18 protein-coding genes and 1 pseudogene are annotated in these 16326 nt (G+C 67.0%); 11 read left to right on the forward strand and 8 right to left on the reverse strand.

Features of this window, described 5'->3' with window-relative positions; all coding sequences use genetic code 11:
• Positions 1 to 4 precede the first annotated feature (4 nt).
• From FMM79_RS18850 to FMM79_RS18860, 3 genes are all read right to left on the reverse strand, one after another.
• Positions 5 to 850 carry a 4Fe4S-binding leucine-rich repeat protein gene (locus FMM79_RS18850; protein ID WP_148628975.1) on the reverse strand — a complete coding sequence of 282 codons (846 nt, stop codon included), beginning with the start codon at positions 848 to 850 and terminating at the stop codon, positions 5 to 7.
• Between the two features lie 29 nt (positions 851 to 879).
• The gene (locus FMM79_RS18855) at positions 880 to 1074 is read right to left on the reverse strand and encodes a 4Fe-4S dicluster domain-containing protein (protein ID WP_148628976.1); all 195 of its coding nucleotides are present in this window, start codon (positions 1072 to 1074) and stop codon (positions 880 to 882) included.
• Positions 1075 to 1218: 144 nt separating this feature from the next.
• Positions 1219 to 2625 carry an alginate export family protein gene (locus FMM79_RS18860; protein WP_162528554.1) on the reverse strand — a complete coding sequence of 469 codons (1407 nt, stop codon included), beginning with the start codon at positions 2623 to 2625 and terminating at the stop codon, positions 1219 to 1221.
• Positions 2626 to 2958: 333 nt separating this feature from the next.
• Here FMM79_RS18860 and modA point away from each other — a divergent pair, with 333 nt between their 5' ends.
• Genes modA through FMM79_RS18875 form a run of 3 tightly spaced genes read left to right on the forward strand, consistent with a single transcriptional unit; the run spans position 2959 to position 5151 of the window.
• Positions 2959 to 3732, forward strand: coding sequence for a molybdate ABC transporter substrate-binding protein (gene modA / locus FMM79_RS18865; protein WP_148628978.1), 774 nt, complete (start codon positions 2959 to 2961; stop codon positions 3730 to 3732).
• A gap of 2 nt (positions 3733 to 3734) precedes the next feature.
• Positions 3735 to 4439 carry a molybdate ABC transporter permease subunit gene (modB, locus tag FMM79_RS18870; protein WP_148628979.1) on the forward strand — a complete coding sequence of 235 codons (705 nt, stop codon included), beginning with the start codon at positions 3735 to 3737 and terminating at the stop codon, positions 4437 to 4439.
• Complete coding sequence (locus FMM79_RS18875) at positions 4429 to 5151, forward strand: molybdenum ABC transporter ATP-binding protein (RefSeq protein ID WP_148628980.1); 723 nt, start codon at positions 4429 to 4431, stop codon at positions 5149 to 5151. The genes modB and FMM79_RS18875 overlap by 11 nt, the downstream gene beginning before the upstream one ends.
• On the opposite strand, the gene FMM79_RS18880 is transcribed toward FMM79_RS18875, so the two are convergent.
• Entirely contained in the window at positions 5078 to 5461 is a 384-nt protein-coding gene (locus tag FMM79_RS18880; protein ID WP_148628981.1) for a winged helix-turn-helix domain-containing protein, read from the reverse strand. The two genes, FMM79_RS18875 and FMM79_RS18880, sit on opposite strands and share 74 nt — an antisense overlap.
• A 195-nt stretch (positions 5462 to 5656) precedes the next feature.
• Between FMM79_RS18880 and FMM79_RS18885 the strand changes: the two genes are divergently transcribed.
• Positions 5657 to 6307, forward strand: a complete 651-nt coding sequence (locus tag FMM79_RS18885; protein WP_148628982.1) for a TetR family transcriptional regulator C-terminal domain-containing protein — start codon at positions 5657 to 5659, stop codon at positions 6305 to 6307.
• Between the two features lie 37 nt (positions 6308 to 6344).
• Here FMM79_RS18885 and FMM79_RS18890 read toward each other — a convergent pair whose 3' ends face one another.
• Positions 6345 to 7241: a LysR substrate-binding domain-containing protein gene (locus FMM79_RS18890; RefSeq protein ID WP_240339308.1), complete on the reverse strand. Its 897-nt coding sequence runs from the start codon at positions 7239 to 7241 to the stop codon at positions 6345 to 6347.
• Between the two features lie 99 nt (positions 7242 to 7340).
• Between FMM79_RS18890 and FMM79_RS18895 the strand changes: the two genes are divergently transcribed.
• Genes FMM79_RS18895 through astD form a run of 3 tightly spaced genes read left to right on the forward strand, consistent with a single transcriptional unit; the run spans position 7341 to position 11223 of the window.
• Positions 7341 to 8366 (forward strand): 2-oxoadipate dioxygenase/decarboxylase family protein, encoded by a 1026-nt coding sequence (locus FMM79_RS18895; protein ID WP_148628983.1) that lies wholly within the window; start codon positions 7341 to 7343, stop codon positions 8364 to 8366.
• Positions 8363 to 9778, forward strand: coding sequence for an FAD-binding oxidoreductase (locus tag FMM79_RS18900; protein WP_148628984.1), 1416 nt, complete (start codon positions 8363 to 8365; stop codon positions 9776 to 9778). The genes FMM79_RS18895 and FMM79_RS18900 overlap by 4 nt, the downstream gene beginning before the upstream one ends.
• Positions 9779 to 9798: 20 nt before the next feature.
• Entirely contained in the window at positions 9799 to 11223 is a 1425-nt protein-coding gene (gene astD, locus FMM79_RS18905; protein WP_148628985.1) for a succinylglutamate-semialdehyde dehydrogenase, read from the forward strand.
• Here the strand turns inward: astD and FMM79_RS18910 are convergent, their stop codons facing one another.
• The 3 genes and pseudogenes from FMM79_RS18910 to FMM79_RS18920 form a co-directional block, all read right to left on the reverse strand.
• Complete coding sequence (locus FMM79_RS18910) at positions 11224 to 12108, reverse strand: LysR family transcriptional regulator (RefSeq protein ID WP_148628986.1); 885 nt, start codon at positions 12106 to 12108, stop codon at positions 11224 to 11226.
• An 82-nt stretch (positions 12109 to 12190) separates the two neighbouring features.
• Positions 12191 to 12481, reverse strand: a complete 291-nt coding sequence (locus tag FMM79_RS18915) for a hypothetical protein (protein ID WP_371710958.1) — start codon at positions 12479 to 12481, stop codon at positions 12191 to 12193.
• A 23-nt stretch (positions 12482 to 12504) separates the two neighbouring features.
• A pseudogene (locus FMM79_RS18920) lies at positions 12505 to 12831 on the reverse strand (transposase); the annotation flags it as partial.
• Between the two features lie 256 nt (positions 12832 to 13087).
• Between FMM79_RS18920 and FMM79_RS18925 the strand changes: the two are divergent.
• The 4 genes from FMM79_RS18925 to FMM79_RS18940 all read left to right on the forward strand — a co-directional run.
• A complete protein-coding gene (locus FMM79_RS18925; protein ID WP_148628988.1) occupies positions 13088 to 13396 on the forward strand; it encodes a hypothetical protein in 309 nt (102 codons plus the stop codon).
• Positions 13397 to 14015: 619 nt separating this feature from the next.
• Positions 14016 to 14615, forward strand: coding sequence for a CHAP domain-containing protein (locus FMM79_RS18930; protein ID WP_240339309.1), 600 nt, complete (start codon positions 14016 to 14018; stop codon positions 14613 to 14615).
• An 85-nt stretch (positions 14616 to 14700) separates the two neighbouring features.
• Complete coding sequence (locus FMM79_RS18935) at positions 14701 to 15408, forward strand: ZIP family metal transporter (protein WP_148628989.1); 708 nt, start codon at positions 14701 to 14703, stop codon at positions 15406 to 15408.
• Positions 15409 to 15533: 125 nt separating this feature from the next.
• Positions 15534 to 16326: alpha/beta hydrolase (locus FMM79_RS18940; protein ID WP_148628990.1), on the forward strand; the 793-nt coding region annotated here is incomplete at its 3' end.

Consider the following 16326-nt stretch of genomic DNA (forward strand, 5'->3'; position numbering starts at 1 on the left):
CAGGCTAGGTCTCCTTCGCGGAATCATCTGGCGCGGGGAAGGCGACGACGGCAGCCCCCTGTATTCCGTCGTGGCCCTCAAGTTGGCGCGCCAGTTCGGGCACGGCCTCGATGCGCGTGCGGGCAAGCTCGCGGATGGCGGGTTCCTCGTCATCGAGCAGTGCGACAAGGTCCTCCTCGGCCAGCCGCTCGGCAACCGTGAAGCGAACGCGCATGTCGCTGTCCTGGACCAGCAGGCGCAGGGGATCGGGCGGCAGCCGTCCGGCAACCTCGCGGCGCACCAGCGGGTCGGGGTCGAACGCCATGTCAGGCAGCGCGCGCAGGTCGATCCGCCGGGCCACCCAGGCGCGCACCTCGGGATCGGGGTCGTGGCGCACCAGCGGCAGCATCTCCACCGGCATGCGCCGCACCGCAGTGATGCGCACCATGTAGGCCTCGTCGCGGATCGCGGGCACCAGGTCGGCGCAGGTCAGGCGCGAGGCCGCCGCGATGCGCACGTCGATGTCCTCATCGTGGATCATGTCCCGGATCCTCTCCACAGGCAGGCGCAGTGTTGCCATGGCGCGGACTTCGGGTTCGGGATCGTCCAGCAGGGGAACGAGCCGGAACACCGTGGCATGCCGGGCGGCACCGGCGCGCACCTCGAAATAGGGATGGTCAAGGTACTGGTCGGCAAGCTCGGGGTTGGCACGCAGGAACGTCTCCACCCGGCGCGCACGGCGGTCGCGGATGCAGGCACGGCCCTTGGCGCACAGGCCCATCGCGTTGATGGCCTGGTGGTCGCACTCGCGGCAGCGCACCGGGCGCCCCTTCCAGTCGAGCGCGGCGCCCAGGTTGCCCTCGTAGGCCATGACCCGTTCCGTCCCCTCGTGCGCGCCGGTCAGGCCGGCACGCAGGTCTTGGGGACGGGGCAGACCGTGTCGCACTGCGGATGGTCGTACTCGCCCGCGCACTCGGTGCACTTGGCGGGATCGATGATGAAGGTATCGCCCTTCATCGAGATCGCCGCGTTCGGGCATTCGAATTCGCACGCGCTGCACCCGGTGCACTGCGACACGATGATCTTGTAGGCCATGGTCGTCCTCCTGCCTGTGTCCACTCGAGTGGAAGCAGGAAGCGTGCCAGCCAGAAAGATCAGGATTTATGTTGAATTAGAACCACACCATGATGTCCGGGACCCGACAAACGTGTCCGGTTTCGCCCATCGTGCAGGCGCGTGTCAGAAGTGGACCGTCGCGCTGGTATAGCCGTAAAGCGTATCGCCCCAGCCGTTGGCACCGCTCGCATTCCTCAGGAAATCGCCGCGAAACAGCACTGCCCCGCCGATGTCAACTTCCAGCACCCGGGGCACCAGCCAATAGCCCGCGCGTGCCTCCAGCTGGTAGCCGGCGAAACGACCCGCGTTCCCCTCGGCGTCCGAAACACCGGTCGAGGAAAAACTGTCCTCAAGACTGTCAGCCCAGTTCGCCCGGCCCATCGCCGCAAGAGTGAGCCGCTTGCCCGGACTTGCCTGGACCAGCGCCCCCACCGAGCGGATATTGGCACGGCCCAACGCGCCGTAGAGCGAAGTCGGACCGAACTCGAAACGGCGCGCGCCAAACAACGTGTCGAAACGGCTGTAGGAGCCCTCTCTCTTGTCGCCCGAGACGAGATCGAGCTCGAGCGCCACGCGCGGGCTCCAGCCGCCGGCAAAACGGTAGCCTACCTCGGCGTGCGCGAAGTAGGCTGAGACGTCGCGCTTCCGCGCGCCCGGCGCCGTCGAATTGCGGATATTGCCGAACTGGTAGGCACCCTCGACGTCGAAATCCAGGCGCCCCGGCGTACTCGTGCGCGACAGCCGCGCGCCCGCCGTACGCAGGTGCCGGTTGCGCGTGGCACGCGATGGCGTGTCGTCCTCGTCGAGGGCGTAGAAATAGCCCTCCAGCGCCGCCCCGCCGAGGCCGATCGGCGTGCGCGCAAAGGCGCCCCAGAAGGTCTGGTCAAAGCCCTGGCTATCGGCGTGCACATGGTTGCCCAGAATGCCATCCCGGTCGCTCGGCAAGCGCCGTACGGGCATCGTGTAGAAGGCCGAGACGGCCTCTCCGCCTTTACCCGTCCAGTCCGCCCGAAAGCCGGTGAAGGCGTTGATCGTGTTGCGAAAGCGATTGCGCGCGACAAGGCGGCGCGAGCCCATGTCCATAGTGAAGCGCCCGACCTGAAGGTGCGCGGAGGTTCCTTCGCCCAGCGCCTTGCCGAAATCGAAGGCGACATAGGCCTGCGTCACCGCCAGCGCGTTGACCTCGGTGGTGCCAAGCGAGCTACCCTCACCCCCGCCATAGGCCCGCGAATCAGTAATCTCGCCGCCCACCTGCACCGGCCCTGCGTCGTAGGTGACCTGCAGATCGCTGCGTAAAAGGAGCGCGTCGCTGCTGCGCGCGCGGCCGGGACGGAACTGGTTGTCGATCGCCTCGTAACGGGCCCGCACATGGCCTTCGACCGTCAGCCCCTCGGGATTGCCAAGAGCCTTCTGGAGGCTCGGCGCGCTGTCCTCTCCGGCCTGGGCCACGCCCGGCACGAGAGGCAGGACAAGGACATGGAACAGGACTGCGTATCGGGCGCCGCGAGCGCCACGCAACATCGTCGTCATCGGAAACTCCCTGGAGAACGCGCGCGACAGGTCCTTGTGCCTAGCACGGGACAACCGCTTCGGTCGCGGCGCCATTTTCTATATATAATCGTATATAGATAGTGCAGAATGTCCAGATCAGGCGCGGCTCGCCATTGCGAAGAGAGAATTTTATCCTCGGACGAGCCGAAAGGGAACACCCGCGTTCCTCGCCACTTATCTGCATTTCTCGGTCCGACGTCCAGAGAGCGGGACGTCCTCGCCCCGTGCTGCAGCGCAGCGAACGCGGGTTTCGCATCTTTCCCGAAGCCGCATTTCAATATACAGATGAATATAGCAATTTCCGGAGGGATCATGTTGGACCGAATCGGCCGCTGGTGCGCGGCCCTCGCACTGCTGCTGGGACTCGGCCTGTCCTGCCAGGCGGCATGGGCCGCCGGGCCAACCGTGCTCGCAGCCGCGAGCTTGCGCGAATCGATGAATGCGGCCGCCGATGCCTGGGCGGCTAAGGGCCATGCGCGCCCGGTGATCTCCTTTGCCGGCTCCTCCGCGCTCGCCCGACAGATCGAGGCAGGAGCCCCGGCCGACATCTTCGTCTCGGCCGACGAGAGGTGGATGGACTATCTTCAGGCGCGCAAGCTGATCCGCACCGCGACGCGCAGGTCCTTCCTCGCCAACGACATCGTCCTCATCGCCCCCAAGGCAAGCCCGGTCAAGCTGGCGATCAAGCCCGGCTTCCCGCTCGCCCGCACCCTCGGCAGCCGCCGCCTCGCCATGGCCGACACCAACGCAGTGCCCGCCGGGCGCTACGGCAAGGAAGCGCTCCAGAAGCTGGGCGTGTGGAACAGCGTTTCGGGCAAGATCGCCAGCGCCGAAAACGTGCGCGTCGCGCTCGCCTTCGTCAGCCGGGACGAAACGCCGCTGGGCGTCGTCTATGCCACCGATGCCAAGGCCGATCCGGGCGTGCGCGTCGTCGGCACCTTCCCGCGCTCCACCCATACCCCGATCAGCTACCCCGTCGCGCTGACCGCCAGGGCCGCCAACCGGGAGGCCGAAGCCTTCCGCACGTTCCTGATTTCCAGCCGGGGCAAGGCCGTCTTTGCCCGCTTCGGGTTCCGCACGAACTGAGCATGGCAGGCATCCTCTCCCCAGAGGAATGGCAGGTCGTCGCCCTCTCGCTCAAGGTGAGCGGCGTGGCGATCCTGATCGACCTGCCGCTGGCCTTTGCGCTGGCCTGGCTGCTCGCGCGCGGGCGTTTTCCGGGCAAGGTGCTGCTTGATGCCATCGTCCACCTCCCGCTCGTGCTGCCGCCGGTGGTGACAGGCTGGATGCTGCTGCTCGCCTTTGGGAGCAATGGGCCGGCCGGGCGCTTCCTGCTCGACACCTTCGGGCTCGGCCTTATCTTCCGCTGGACCGGCGCGGCGCTTGCCGCCGCGATCATGGCCTTGCCGCTGATGGTGCGCGCGATCCGGCTTTCGCTCGAGGAAGTCGACCGGCGCCTCGAAAGTGCCGCGCGTACACTGGGCGCCGGGCCCTGCCGCACCTTCGCCACCGTCACCCTGCCTCTTGCCCTTCCCGGCGTGATGGCCGCGCTTGTCCTCGGTTTTGCGCGTTCCATTGGCGAGTTTGGCGCGACGATCACCTTTGCCTCGAATATTCCGGGCGAGACCCGCACGCTGCCGCTCGCGATCTACACCGCGCTGCAGATCCCCGGCAGCGAAGGCGACGTGGCGCGCCTGGCCGTGATCTCGGTGCTGCTCTCGCTCGCCGCGCTGGTAATCTCCGAAACACTGACCCGGCGCTCCGGGCAGAGGAAGGCCGGCCATGCCCTTTGACGTCGACATCGCCCTCCAGCGCGGCAGCGCGCACATCGCCGCCCGCTTCCGCGTCGGGCCAGGCCTTACCGCCCTGTTCGGCACCTCCGGCGCGGGCAAGACGAGCGTGCTCAACGCCGTCGCCGGGCTAATCCGCCCCGACCACGGCCGCATCGCGGTGGGCGACGAGGTGCTCTACGACGGCGCTACGCGCCTGCACCTCGCGCCCGAGAAGCGCGCGTGCGGCTATGTCTTTCAGGACAGCCGCCTGTTTCCCCACAAGAACGTCCGCGACAACCTGCTGTTCGGCTGGAAGCTCGCGCCCGCCGCCCGGCGCTGGATGGCGCTGGAGGAAGCGAGCGAATTCCTCGGCATCGCGCATCTGCTGAGCCGCATGCCTCGCACGCTTTCGGGCGGCGAGATGCAGCGTGTCGCAATCGGCCGCGCGCTCCTTTCAGGGCCCCGTTTCCTGCTCATGGACGAGCCGCTCTCCTCGCTCGACGAGGAACGGCGCGGCGGAGTGATGCAAGTCATCGAGCGCATCCGCGACGAACTGGCCCTGCCCATCCTCTACGTCAGTCACGACCGGCGCGAGGTGGACCGGCTTGCCCATCATGTCGTAACGCTGGGCCCCGAAGGCACACGGGTCACGCCCGGAATCAGGACTTCTGATGCACCCGCGGCGCGTCGCGCAGCGCTGCGCCCAGTTCCGTCCATTCCGCACAGTCCCTGAGGCCGCGGCTCTCCTCCTGGAGGTTGCGGTAGAGCTGCAGAATGCCCCGTCCATACGGGGTCATCCGCGCACCACCGCGTGCCGAACCGCCCAGTGCCGTTTCCACCAGCGGTTCGTGCCAGCAGCGGTTCATCGTATCGACCAGCAGCCAGGCCCGGCGGTAGCTCATGCCGATCTTGCGCGCGGCTGCCGAGATCGAACCTTCCTCGCCAATGGCGTCGAGCAGGTCCGCCTTGCCCGGCCCCATCGCGATCTCATCCCCTGAATATATCTGCAACTTGATCTTCAAGACTGGTGCGCTCTGGCTCATCAGCCCGTCTTGGCCCGGATCTATCCGCGTGGCAAGCCATCGCCGCAAAGCGCGTTGGAACACTTGTCTGCACCACTAAGAGACATGCTAGCGCGCAACAAATGGCCACTTGCCTCGCGTTGAATCGATTGCAATATAACATTGGGGCCTTTGGGCGCGATACGAAACAGAACAATAAGAAGCGGGACCATAAACATGAACACTCGTCCGACGGAGACGCCGCAGGCCGGGGCACACCGGCCACGTCGCACCATCAAGCGCCAGCAACCCGGCGTGCGGCGGCAGGATCTGCTGCAGGTAACCCTCGAATGTCTTGCCAGATTGGGGCCGCGGGGCACCACGGGACGCGAAATCTGCCGGCAAGCCGGAGTCTCGCATGGCCTGTTGCGCCACTACTTCACCAACCCGCAGAACCTCCTGCTCGAAACCTACGAAGAGCTCTGCAACCAGGTCATCACGGGTCTTGCCGCCGAACTGATAGTGCCCGACCGCGACGCCTGGGCATCGCTCGACGCTTTCTTCGACAAGCTCTTCTCCGACGAATGGGCCAACACCCAGAATCTCGGCGCCTGGCTCGCCTTCTGGTCGCTCGTGCGCAGCAATCCCGAATTTGCGGCGCACAACGATGCCCTCAACACTGAAGTCCGGCGACTGCTGGCCGATGCGATGTCACGCCTTTCCGAGCGCCCCTTGGGATCTTCGATGGACGATGCCGTCGCGATCATGGCCGCCACCATGGACGGCCTCTGGTTCGAGTACTGCCTCTCCCCCAACCACCTCTCGCGCGAGCGGGGCATGGAATTGTGCAAACGCACCTTGCGCATGCTCATTCCCGAAGGCTCCTGAGGCCCGAAACGGGCTGACACGAGAGACTTAAAGCACCTCAGGTTGGCGTCGGCACGGCGGCCTCATCGCGCACCCAGGCCACGAACCGGCCAAGCGAGGATCCGCGCTCAAGGTCGCCGCGCCACACGAGATGGTAGGCATCGCGTGTCGACAGGGCAGTCTCGAATGGGACCACCAGGCTTCCTGCGGCCAGTTCGGCCTCGATCAGAAAACTGGGAATGAGCGCCACACCGGCGCACGCCTCCGCGGCCTGCGCCAGCATCAGGAAGTGCCCGATGCGAGGCCCCTCGCACGGGCGCGCCAGCTCCACGCCGCACGCCGCGAACCACTGGTCCCAGGCCTTGGGGCGCGAGGACTGGAACAGAAGCGGCTTATCCGCCAAGTCCGCCGGACGTTCCAGCGGATTGGCCTCGAGCCAGCCTGGCGCGCAGACCGGGACCGCTTCCTCGCGAAACAGGAACGCGTGGTTCATCCCCGGCCAGGGCGGCTGCCCGAAATGGAAGACGGCATCGAACTCGCCCGCCTCCTCGTCCTTGCCGAAAGGCCAGCTGCGGGCCGCGATATTGATCACAAGCTCGGGGTGCCGGGCCGAGAGCCGGGGCAGGCGGGGCGCCAGCCAGCGCATGCCCAGACTGGGCAGGCAGGCAATGGTGAGGCTGTTGTCCCCGCGCTGTTCGCCAAGCCGCGCGCTGGCCCGCACGATCTGCGCGAGCGCAGGCTCCACCGCCTCGGCGTAGGCACGCCCGGCCGCGTTCAGCTCCACCCGCCGCCCGGCCCGTACAAACAAGGGAACACCCAGCCGCGCCTCGAGTTGGGATATCTGGCGGCTGATCGCGCTCTGGGTCAGTCCCACCGCGCGCCCCGCCTCGGAAAAGCTGCCATGGCGGGCCGCGGCCAGAAAGCTGCGCAAGGATTGCGAGGAAGGCAGATGCACGCCGGCGAGATCATTCCATTTCATCATGCATTGATGATAGCTTGTCGTTTGCAGGGCAAGAATTTCACATGGTAAGCGCAAGGGCAGAGGAGACAATCGATGCAGGATCTGCACACATCGACCGTTGCACGCCTGGTTCGCGCGCACTTGGGTGACGAAATCGGCGCCGTCACGCTCGCCGCACTCGACGTGGCGCCCGCGCTGGTGAGCGACGACGGCGAGCGCGTCTCGCGCGCCAGCATGGCAACCGCCCTAGGCGCGACCCTGTTCCGCACCGTTCTCGACGGCGTGCCGAGCGCGTCGGGATATGTCGGCGAGCGCCTGGAAATCGATCAGCGCATCACGCTCGACCATGGTGCCTTGCGCACGATCCTCTTTCCCGACAGCCCCACCGGCGCCCTTCCCGGCGGGCAGGAGGCCTTCGCGCGTATCCTGCGCCCGCTCGGCTATGTCGAAGCCGCACAATATCCACTGCCGCGCCTCAGGATGACCGGCCACGCCTGGTGCCACGTCGACTATCCCGAGGACATCCTCCAATACTTCGTGAGCGAACTCCATGTCGACCAGTTCGACGCCGAGTTCGCCGCCGCCGCCCACCGGGTGTTCGACAACTCGGTCGACCCGCTAACCGCCGAGGCCAAGGCCATGCTCGACCGTTTCGCGGCCGAGGGCAGCGTGCCCTTTGCCGAGGCCGAGGCCCTTCTGCCCGTCCTCGTCTCTGCCTTCGACCGCGCGCACGCGCCCGCCTTCGAGGACGACTACGACACGCTGCTGGCCCAGTCGAAGGAAGCCGCATGGATTGCCACCGAAGGCAACGCCTTCAACCACGCGACCGACCGCGTGGCCGATGTTGGCGCGCTTGCCGAGGCCCTGCGTGACGCGGGCAAGCCGATCAAGGACAAGGTCGAGCACTCCGCCTCGGGCCGCGTCCACCAGACCGCCTTTCGCGCCGACATGGTCGAGCGCCCCTTCCGCCGCGCCGACGGCACACCGGTCACCCGCACGGTGCCCGGTTCGTTCTTCGAATTCATCACCCGCGACACCCTGCCCGGCAGCGAGGCCCTCGACCTCGGCTTCGACAGCGGCAATGCCACGGGCATCTTTGCCATGACACGGACGCCATGACCCTTTCCAGCGACGCCCGGATTGCCCTTGAGGGGCTTGTTGGTGTGGCCAATGTCCTCAGCGCCGAAACCGACATCGACGCCTATGCCGAGGATGGACGCGGAACGCGCGGCGCGCCCGCCTGCGTGGTGCGCCCCGCCACCGCCGACGAGGTACGCCAAGTCCTGGAAGCGGCCCATGCCCATGGCGTGACCGTCATCCCGCAGGGCGCGCGCACCGGCCTTGTCGCGGCCGGGCTTGCGGCGAGCGCCCAGGATCAGATCGTGCTCAGCCTCGAGCGGCTGAAAGGCGAGATCAAGATCGATCCGGTCAACCGCTCCGCGCGCGTGGGCGCGGGCGTGCTCCTTTCCGAACTCAACGCGGCGGCTGAGGAACATGGCCTGTTTTTCCCCATCGATCTGGGCGCGGCCCCTTCCATCGGCGGTATGGTCGCGGCCAACACCGGCGGCGCGCGACTCCTGCGCTATGGCGATGTGCGCCAGAACCTGATGGGCCTTGAACTTGTCACGTCCGAGGATAGCCCCCGCATCCTTTCGCTCGGCTCCGAGCTCTGGAAGAACAACAGCGCGCTGGCTCTCCAGGATCTTGTCGCGGGGAGTTCGGGCGCGCTGGGCGTGGTGACAGGCGCCACGCTTGCGCTCAGTCCCAGGCCGGTCAACACCGTGACCGCCCTCCTCGCCCTGCCCCATCCCGAGGCCACGCTCGACGTCCTCACGCGGATGGAAAGCGCCTTCGGCACGCTTCTGACCGCCTTCGAGGGGATCTCCAAGCCCGCGCTGACCGCAGCCATCACCCACGTTTCGTCATTGCGCGATCCCTTCGCGGGCGAGATCCCGGGTTATTGCGTGCTGCTCGAGCTGTCGGGCGGCGGCGCCATCGAGGCCGAATGGCTGGAAGAAAAGCTTGCCGAAACGCTCGAGCCCCTGTTCGAGGACGGCACCATCGCCGACACCCGCATCGACCGCGGCACCGCGCTGTGGGCCGTGCGCCACGCGGTGCCCGAGGGCCTGCGCAAGTCGGGCAAGGTCGTCGCCTGTGACATCGCGATGAAGCGCGGCGACGTCATGCGCTTTCGCACCGACATTGCCGAGCGTCTCGCCAAAGTCGCGCCGCAGCTTGAACTGTGCGACTTCGGCCACATCGGCGACGGAGGCCTGCACTGCAACAGCGTCTGGCCCGAAAGCGCAGGCGCCTTCGATCCCGCCGTGGCCGAAGTCGCGCGCGAGACCATCTTCGCCGCCGTCGTCGAGGATTACCACGGCAGCTTCAGCGCCGAACACGGCGTGGGGCCTGCCAACGCGGACTGGTACGCGCGCTTCATTCCCGAAGACGTACGCGCGCTGTCCGGGCGGATACAGGACCTGATCGCCCCGCGCCCGATGGGCCGGGTCCGCTTCGGCCCCAAAGACTGAATTTTCGGGAGAGAGAGCACATGACAACGCCCCACAACGGACCCGCCTTCACCTCGCTCGATCCGGCCACCGGGGAGGTGGTCTGGGAGGGCGTGAGCGCCGCGCCTACCGATTGCGAGGCCGCCATCGCAAAGGCGCACAAGGCCCTTGGCGCCTGGCGCGCCGCCCCGCTTGCCGAACGCGTCGCCGCCGTAGAGCGCTTTGCGACCGCCATCGCCGAGGACGAGGAGGGCCTTGCCGAAACGATCTCGCGCGAGACCGGCAAGCTCCTGTGGGAGACGCGCACCGAAGCCAAGGGCATGGTCGGCAAGGTCGCCGTCTCGATCCGTGCGCAGGCCGAACGGGCAGGCGAGCGGCGCCAGGACATGCCCTTTGGCGAAGCGGTACTGCGCCATCGCGGCCACGGCGTGATGGCGGTCCTGGGACCCTACAACTTCCCCGGCCACTTGCCCAACGGGCACATCGTGCCCGCCCTGCTTGCGGGCAACACGGTGGTCTTCAAACCCAGCGAGATCGCGCCTGCCACCGGCGCGCGCATGGCCGCGGCCTGGGTCAAGGCGGGGCTTCCCGAAGGCGTCTTCAACCTCGTCCAGGGCGGGCGTGAGACCGGCGAGGCGCTGGTGGCTGGCGACATCGATGGCCTGCTCTTCACAGGCTCGGCCCACGCGGGCCGCGCGCTCAAGCACGCCACGATCGACCGCCCCCACCTGATCCTTGCGCTGGAGCTGGGCGGTAACAATCCGCTGATCGCCTGGGACAGCCCCGAGGAAGCAGCCTCGATCATCGTCCAGTCCGCCTTTGTCACCTCGGGCCAGCGCTGCTCGTGCGCGCGCCGCCTGATCGTGCCCGAAGGGGCAAAGGGCAATGCCATCATCGAGGCGCTCGACGCGCTGACCGGCAAGCTGGGCATTGCGGCCTGGAACGAGGAGCCTGCGCAAGCGGCGTTCATGGGCCCGCTCGCCTCCACCGAGGCCGCGCAACACGCCCATCGCCAGGTCGGCGCGCTGATCGACCATGGCGCCACCTCGATCCGCGCCTTTCACGGTATCGAAGGCCGTGCGCCTACCTTCGTCGTGCCAGCAATCCTCGATGTCACCGGGATCGAGGTCCCCGACGAGGAGATCTTCGCGCCGGTCCTCCAAGTGCGCCGCGTGCCCGACTTCGACGCGGCGCTGGCCGAGGCCAACGCCACGCGCTTCGGGCTTTCGGCCGGGCTTGTCAGCGCCGATGCAGACCTGTGGCAGCGCTTCGTGGAGGAGAGCCGCGCAGGGGTCGTCAACCGCAACCGCCCGACCACGGGGGCGGCGGCCAACATGCCTTTCGGAGGCCTTGGCGACTCGGGCAACCATCGTCCGAGCGCGTATTACGCGGCAGACTACTGCGCCTATCCCATTGCCAGCTTCGAGGCCGAAGCGCCCAGCGCCGTCGCGATCCCCGGCCTGTAGTCAGCCCTCCCGCAGCGCCGCAACCAGTGCGTGTTCGGAGGTGGACAAACGCCCTTCCGGGCGCGTGAAAAGGCCAGTCGGGCGCTCATAACGCGAAAGTCCGAGGTCGAGAGAGACCAGCTGGTCCGAGGCGATCTCGGCGGCAAAACTGCTACGGTCTCCGAGCGAGACGAAGGGCCCTTCCAGAAGGCACCCCTTGACCACGTGAAGCGAAGACGTGCGCAGCGCGATGGGCGGCTCGGTCAGGTCGGCGCGCGCGAACATCTCGCGCCAGCCCGCGACCAGCGCCGGGTGGTCGGGCACGATCCAGCGTTGCGCGATCAGGTCCGATAGACGCACCTGCGCGCGTCCGGCCAGCGGGTGGTCGGCGCGCATGATGACACCCGCGCTCTCCATCGCCAGCGTCTCGAATGCGAGGCCTTCCAGATCGACATAGGGCCCGCGCGCACCGAAGACGAGGCGCACCGCACCTTCGCGCAAGGCGTCGAGCAGTGCGCCAAGCGGTCCCTCGCGAACCTGCACCTGGACCTGGGGATGGCTGCACGCCAGCGCGGCGAGTGCGCGCGGCAGGCGCTGCATGGCAAAGGCCGCGTCAGTGCCAATGTGCAAGGTCTCGCGGCCCTGCCCGGCCCCAGCCCGCACCGCCTCCACCGCCCGGTCGCGCTCGGCAAGGATCAGCCGCGCGCGGGGCAGAAGTTCGATGCCATGCGGGGTCAGCTCCACCCCACGTGCCCCCCGCGTGAAGAGAGGCGCACCGAGACTTTCTTCCAGCATCTGCAGGCTGCGCGAAAGCGAGGGCTGCGAAACACTGAGGGCCTCGGCTGCGCGGTTCACGCTGCCAAGGCACGCGACTTCCACGAAGCGTTCGAGTTGCCGGATATCCATCGCGCCTGCGCTCCTCCCGAATGATCGAGAGAAGCTATAGCAGACGTAGGCGGATCGCCATCTTTTCGATAACCCTGTCCGATCAGGCGGGCAGCAGCGGCGCGGCGGCGGCCTTTTCCTGACTGTTGGAGGCGAAGAGGTCCTGGTCCTCACGGCTGACGTAGTAGTCCTCAGCCACGCTCTCGCCGGTCTGCGGCATCGCTTCGATGCCGTAGAGTTCCTTCATCTTGGGATTGACGAAGCGCCGGCCCACCGTCGTGTCCTTGATATTCTGCTCACGCCCAAAAGCGCTGCCCGCCTTGATCGCCTGCGCGGCCATGCCCAGCGCGTTGAGACCGGACGAGCACAGGCAGGTGAAGGTGACGCCCGGCACGTTCTAATACCAACCTGCATTGATCAGAACCTACGGGCCCATTTGCGGCGTCCGATGGTCATGATGCGCCTAGGCTGATCAACGAGCTTGTTCCAGGCCCGGCAGCAATGGTCGAGGATGTTGTCGTGAGAGGTAAAGATGCGGTTGGAGAGCCAATTATCGCGCATGAACGGCCAGAGGTTCTCTACCGGGTTCACCTCGGGGCATTTGGCCGGCAGCGCGACGATGCTGATGTTGGCGGGCACCTTGAGCTTGCCGGTCATGTGCCAACCGGCCTGATCCATCAGCACGACAGCATGCGCGCCGGGGGCCACCGCAAACGCGATCTCGGCCAGGTGCAGCGTCATAGATCTGGGCCAGTGCCAGCAATCGCCGGACCTGCGGCGCGCTCTTCGAGTTCCGTGCCAGTCGCCCAAGCGCCGGTCCGTCAAAATCCTCCCGCAATCCAACCGCTCGACCCACTATCGCGTCCTCCTGAAGCAGGACGCTATTGAGTCAGACTTTCGCCCCAGTGGAAATCCCCAAATGAGTCAGGCTCAGCGCAGGTCGGTATAAATCACTCAGTCTCCTGAAAAATACAAAATCACAAACCGGGAGCGTATCGATATGCAAGGTATCGATGTCGGCCGCCTGATCGAGCAGGCGCCATTGAGTTCACTGCATAAGAAGATCATTGTCGCCTGTGCCATCCTGCTCGTCGTGGATGGCAACGACGTATTCATCCACGGCGCGGTCTTGCCGCGCCTGATGGACGAATGGGGCCTCAGCCCGACCGAGGCCGGATCGTTCGCTAGCCGACCGCTTCGGCCTGCCCCGCATGGTCCTGGCCTGCTTCGCGCTCGGCTCGGCCTGCCTCATGCTGCTCGGCCTCAACAGCCTGATGCCCGTCCTCTACCTGCCGATCTTCATAGCTAGAGCCGGGACTACCCAGCTGCCGCAGGGGGCAAGGGCCCCCATCGTCACCTGGGACGAGCGCGTGCTGCTGGCCCCGACCCCGCAATCCACCCGATCAACCACAAGGAAAACTACGCCTGTTCCCGGGATGTACGCGAGGCAAACCAGTGGACGAAGCTCAGGTACATCCCCGTCGCGCCCGACGTTCATGGCACGCTTGGCGGTGAACTGCGCCCGGGCGAGCGTTTCGGCGCGGGTCCTCAGCAGGATCACGGCAATTTCCAGATCCGCGCGCCTCTGGGGCGATCTCCATATCGGGCGGCAGGATAGCGCATTCTTACCCGCCTTCGTCGACATCGAGCACGCCACGACCACGAGCCTCGATTCTGTCGAAGCCATCATCGACGCGGGCCGGGCCGACGCCTTCAGACCCGGGCGCGACCTCTCCTATGGCGCCACCTACGTGACCTTCCGCCTTTGGGCCCCCCTCTCCGGGCCTGCGCAAAAGCGCTTCATCGCACGCCAGCAACCGCATGGGACGAGCTGGGCGCGAAGCACGGCAAGACGTGGAACCGGCATCTGGCCCCAAGATACAACATCACCTAGACGCGCCCCGGGTTCGCAAATTCAAGGGTCGTTCATGAAATTCCTGATGGGGGCACTACGCCGCACATTCTCGCCGGCACCGCGCAAGGCGGGTGGAAAAGCCACATCCGGCGGGCTTGCCCAGGCAGTGTCCGCGCTGTTGGGAGCCGTGCTCGCGCTGACAGCGCTTCCGGCCTCGGCCCATGTCCTGCAGTGCGTGCCTTACGCCCGCGCGCAATCGGGCATCTCGATCCATGGCAATGCACGCACCTGGTGGAAGCAGGCCGCAGGCACCTACGCGCGCGGAGCCGAACCGGAAGTCGGCGCGGTCATGGCCATGGCGCCCTCGCATGCCATGCCCTACGGCCATGTCGCGGTAGTCTCCAAGATCGTCGACACGCGCCACGTTCTCCTCAACCACGCCAACTGGTCGCGCCCGGGCATGATCGAGCGCGGGGTCCTGGCCGAAGACGTGTCGGATGCCGGGGACTGGAGTGAAGTGCGCATCTGGTTCGCGCCCATCGGGGCGCTCGGCTCGCGCCGTAACCCTGTCTACGGCTTCATCTATCCCGAGGCGCCGGCCGCCCAAGCCGCGCCAATGCTCGAACTCGCCGAGGCTGACACAGCGACCAAGGTGGCCAGCGCCGCGATGTAATTCGCGCAAGAGCCTTGCCATCTTGACCACGAGGATGCCGCACAAGGCCCTTGAATTTGCCATGTGATAACATCACATGGCAACGATGTCCGGTTCCCCCACACTCTCGCTCCTCCTCGTCGGCCTGGCGACGGCGTTCGCCACTTATGCGGGCGGGGTCATCACCTTGCGTCTCGTACGCCGAAGCACGCTGATCTTCGGCCTCACCAGCGGCTTCGTGCTGGGGCTGGCCCTCTTCGACCTCCTGCCCGAAGCGCTCCACGGCCAGACCGGACCGGGCGCGACGGCCACTGTCCTTGCCATGGCGCTGATCGGCCTGGCGACAGGCCTCCTGCTGCATCACCTGCCCGAAACCGCTGCACCCAAGGCGAGCGCAGGGCGCATCGCGCTCCTCGCGCACAGTCTGCTTGACGGGGTCGGCATTGGCCTTGCCTTCCAGATCTCGCCTACGACGGGCTGGATCGTGGCCGCCGCCGTGCTTGCCCACGATCTCGCCGATGGTGCCAACATGGCGGGTCTCAGCATGGCCCACGGCCACGCGCACAACGCGCCGCGCTGGCTGCTCGCCAATTCGCTCGCGCCGGTTCTGGGTATCGTGCTGGGCCAGTTCCTGCCGATGGGGGAAGCCCATTTCGCGCTCCTCCTCGCCCTGTTTTCCGGCAGCTTCCTCTATATCGGCCTGTTCGAGCTGTTACCGCGCAGCGCGGCGGGCGAAGGCCTGCTCAGGACCGCAGTTGCCAGCGGCGCAGGACTGGTCTTCATGGGCTCGGTGATCACGCTCGCGCATAGCTGACAGGCACGTGCGCGTTTTCTCCTGACGACCATTCGCCTGCGCCCCCCTGTCATGCCTGCGCGCGCCGCGCTATCCCGGACCTAGCCCGGTACACCCGGGGCCAGACCGGCAAGGAGAACCTGCACATGTCCCCGAATTCCCCCGCTTCGCCCATGCGCCGTGGCTTTGTGGACGTGCCCTTTGGTCAGGTCCACTACCGCGAAGTGCGCGGGGATGGACGCCCCCTCGTCCTACTTCACGCCTCACCGGGAAGTTCGCGCCAGCTGGTGCCGCTGATCGAGCAGCTGGGGACCGGCCGCCGCGTGCTCGCGCCCGATACCGCCGGGTTCGGAGACAGCTCGCCCCACCCGCTGGCGGCTCCCGATGCGCGCGATTTCGCGGCGACCACGCTGGCCGCGCTCGACGCTCTGGGGCTGGAGGAGTTCGACCTCTACGGCTCGCACACCGGCGCGTGCATCGCCGCCGAGATCGCCATAGCCGAGACCACGCGCGTCGCCCATCTCGTGCTTGATGGTGTCGGCCTGTTCGAAGGTGCGTTCCTGGAGAGCCTGCTCGCCAATTACGCGCCCGCCTTCACGCCCGATCTTGACGGCGCGTACCTGTCGCGCGCGTTCCAGTTCCTGCGCGACCAGTGCAGCTTCTGGCCTTGGTACAACCGCACGCGCGAGGGCCGCCGCGAGGCCGGGATCATGCCCGCACCTGCGCTTCACGCCTGGCTGCTGGAACTGCTGAAGGCGAACGAGACCTACCCGCTGGGCTACCACGCCGCCTTCACCTGGCCCGTGCGCGAGCGCCTGCCGATGGTGCCCGTCCCCACCCTGATGATGGCGGCCAAGGACGATCCGCTGGCCGCCATCATCAGGGTGGGGACGGGCACCATCGGCAGGCGCTCGCGCACGGGCCAGGTGAAGGCGGCGT

This window comes from Novosphingobium sp. BW1, from assembly GCF_008107685.1.
Classification (GTDB): Bacteria; Pseudomonadota; Alphaproteobacteria; order Sphingomonadales; family Sphingomonadaceae; genus Novosphingobium.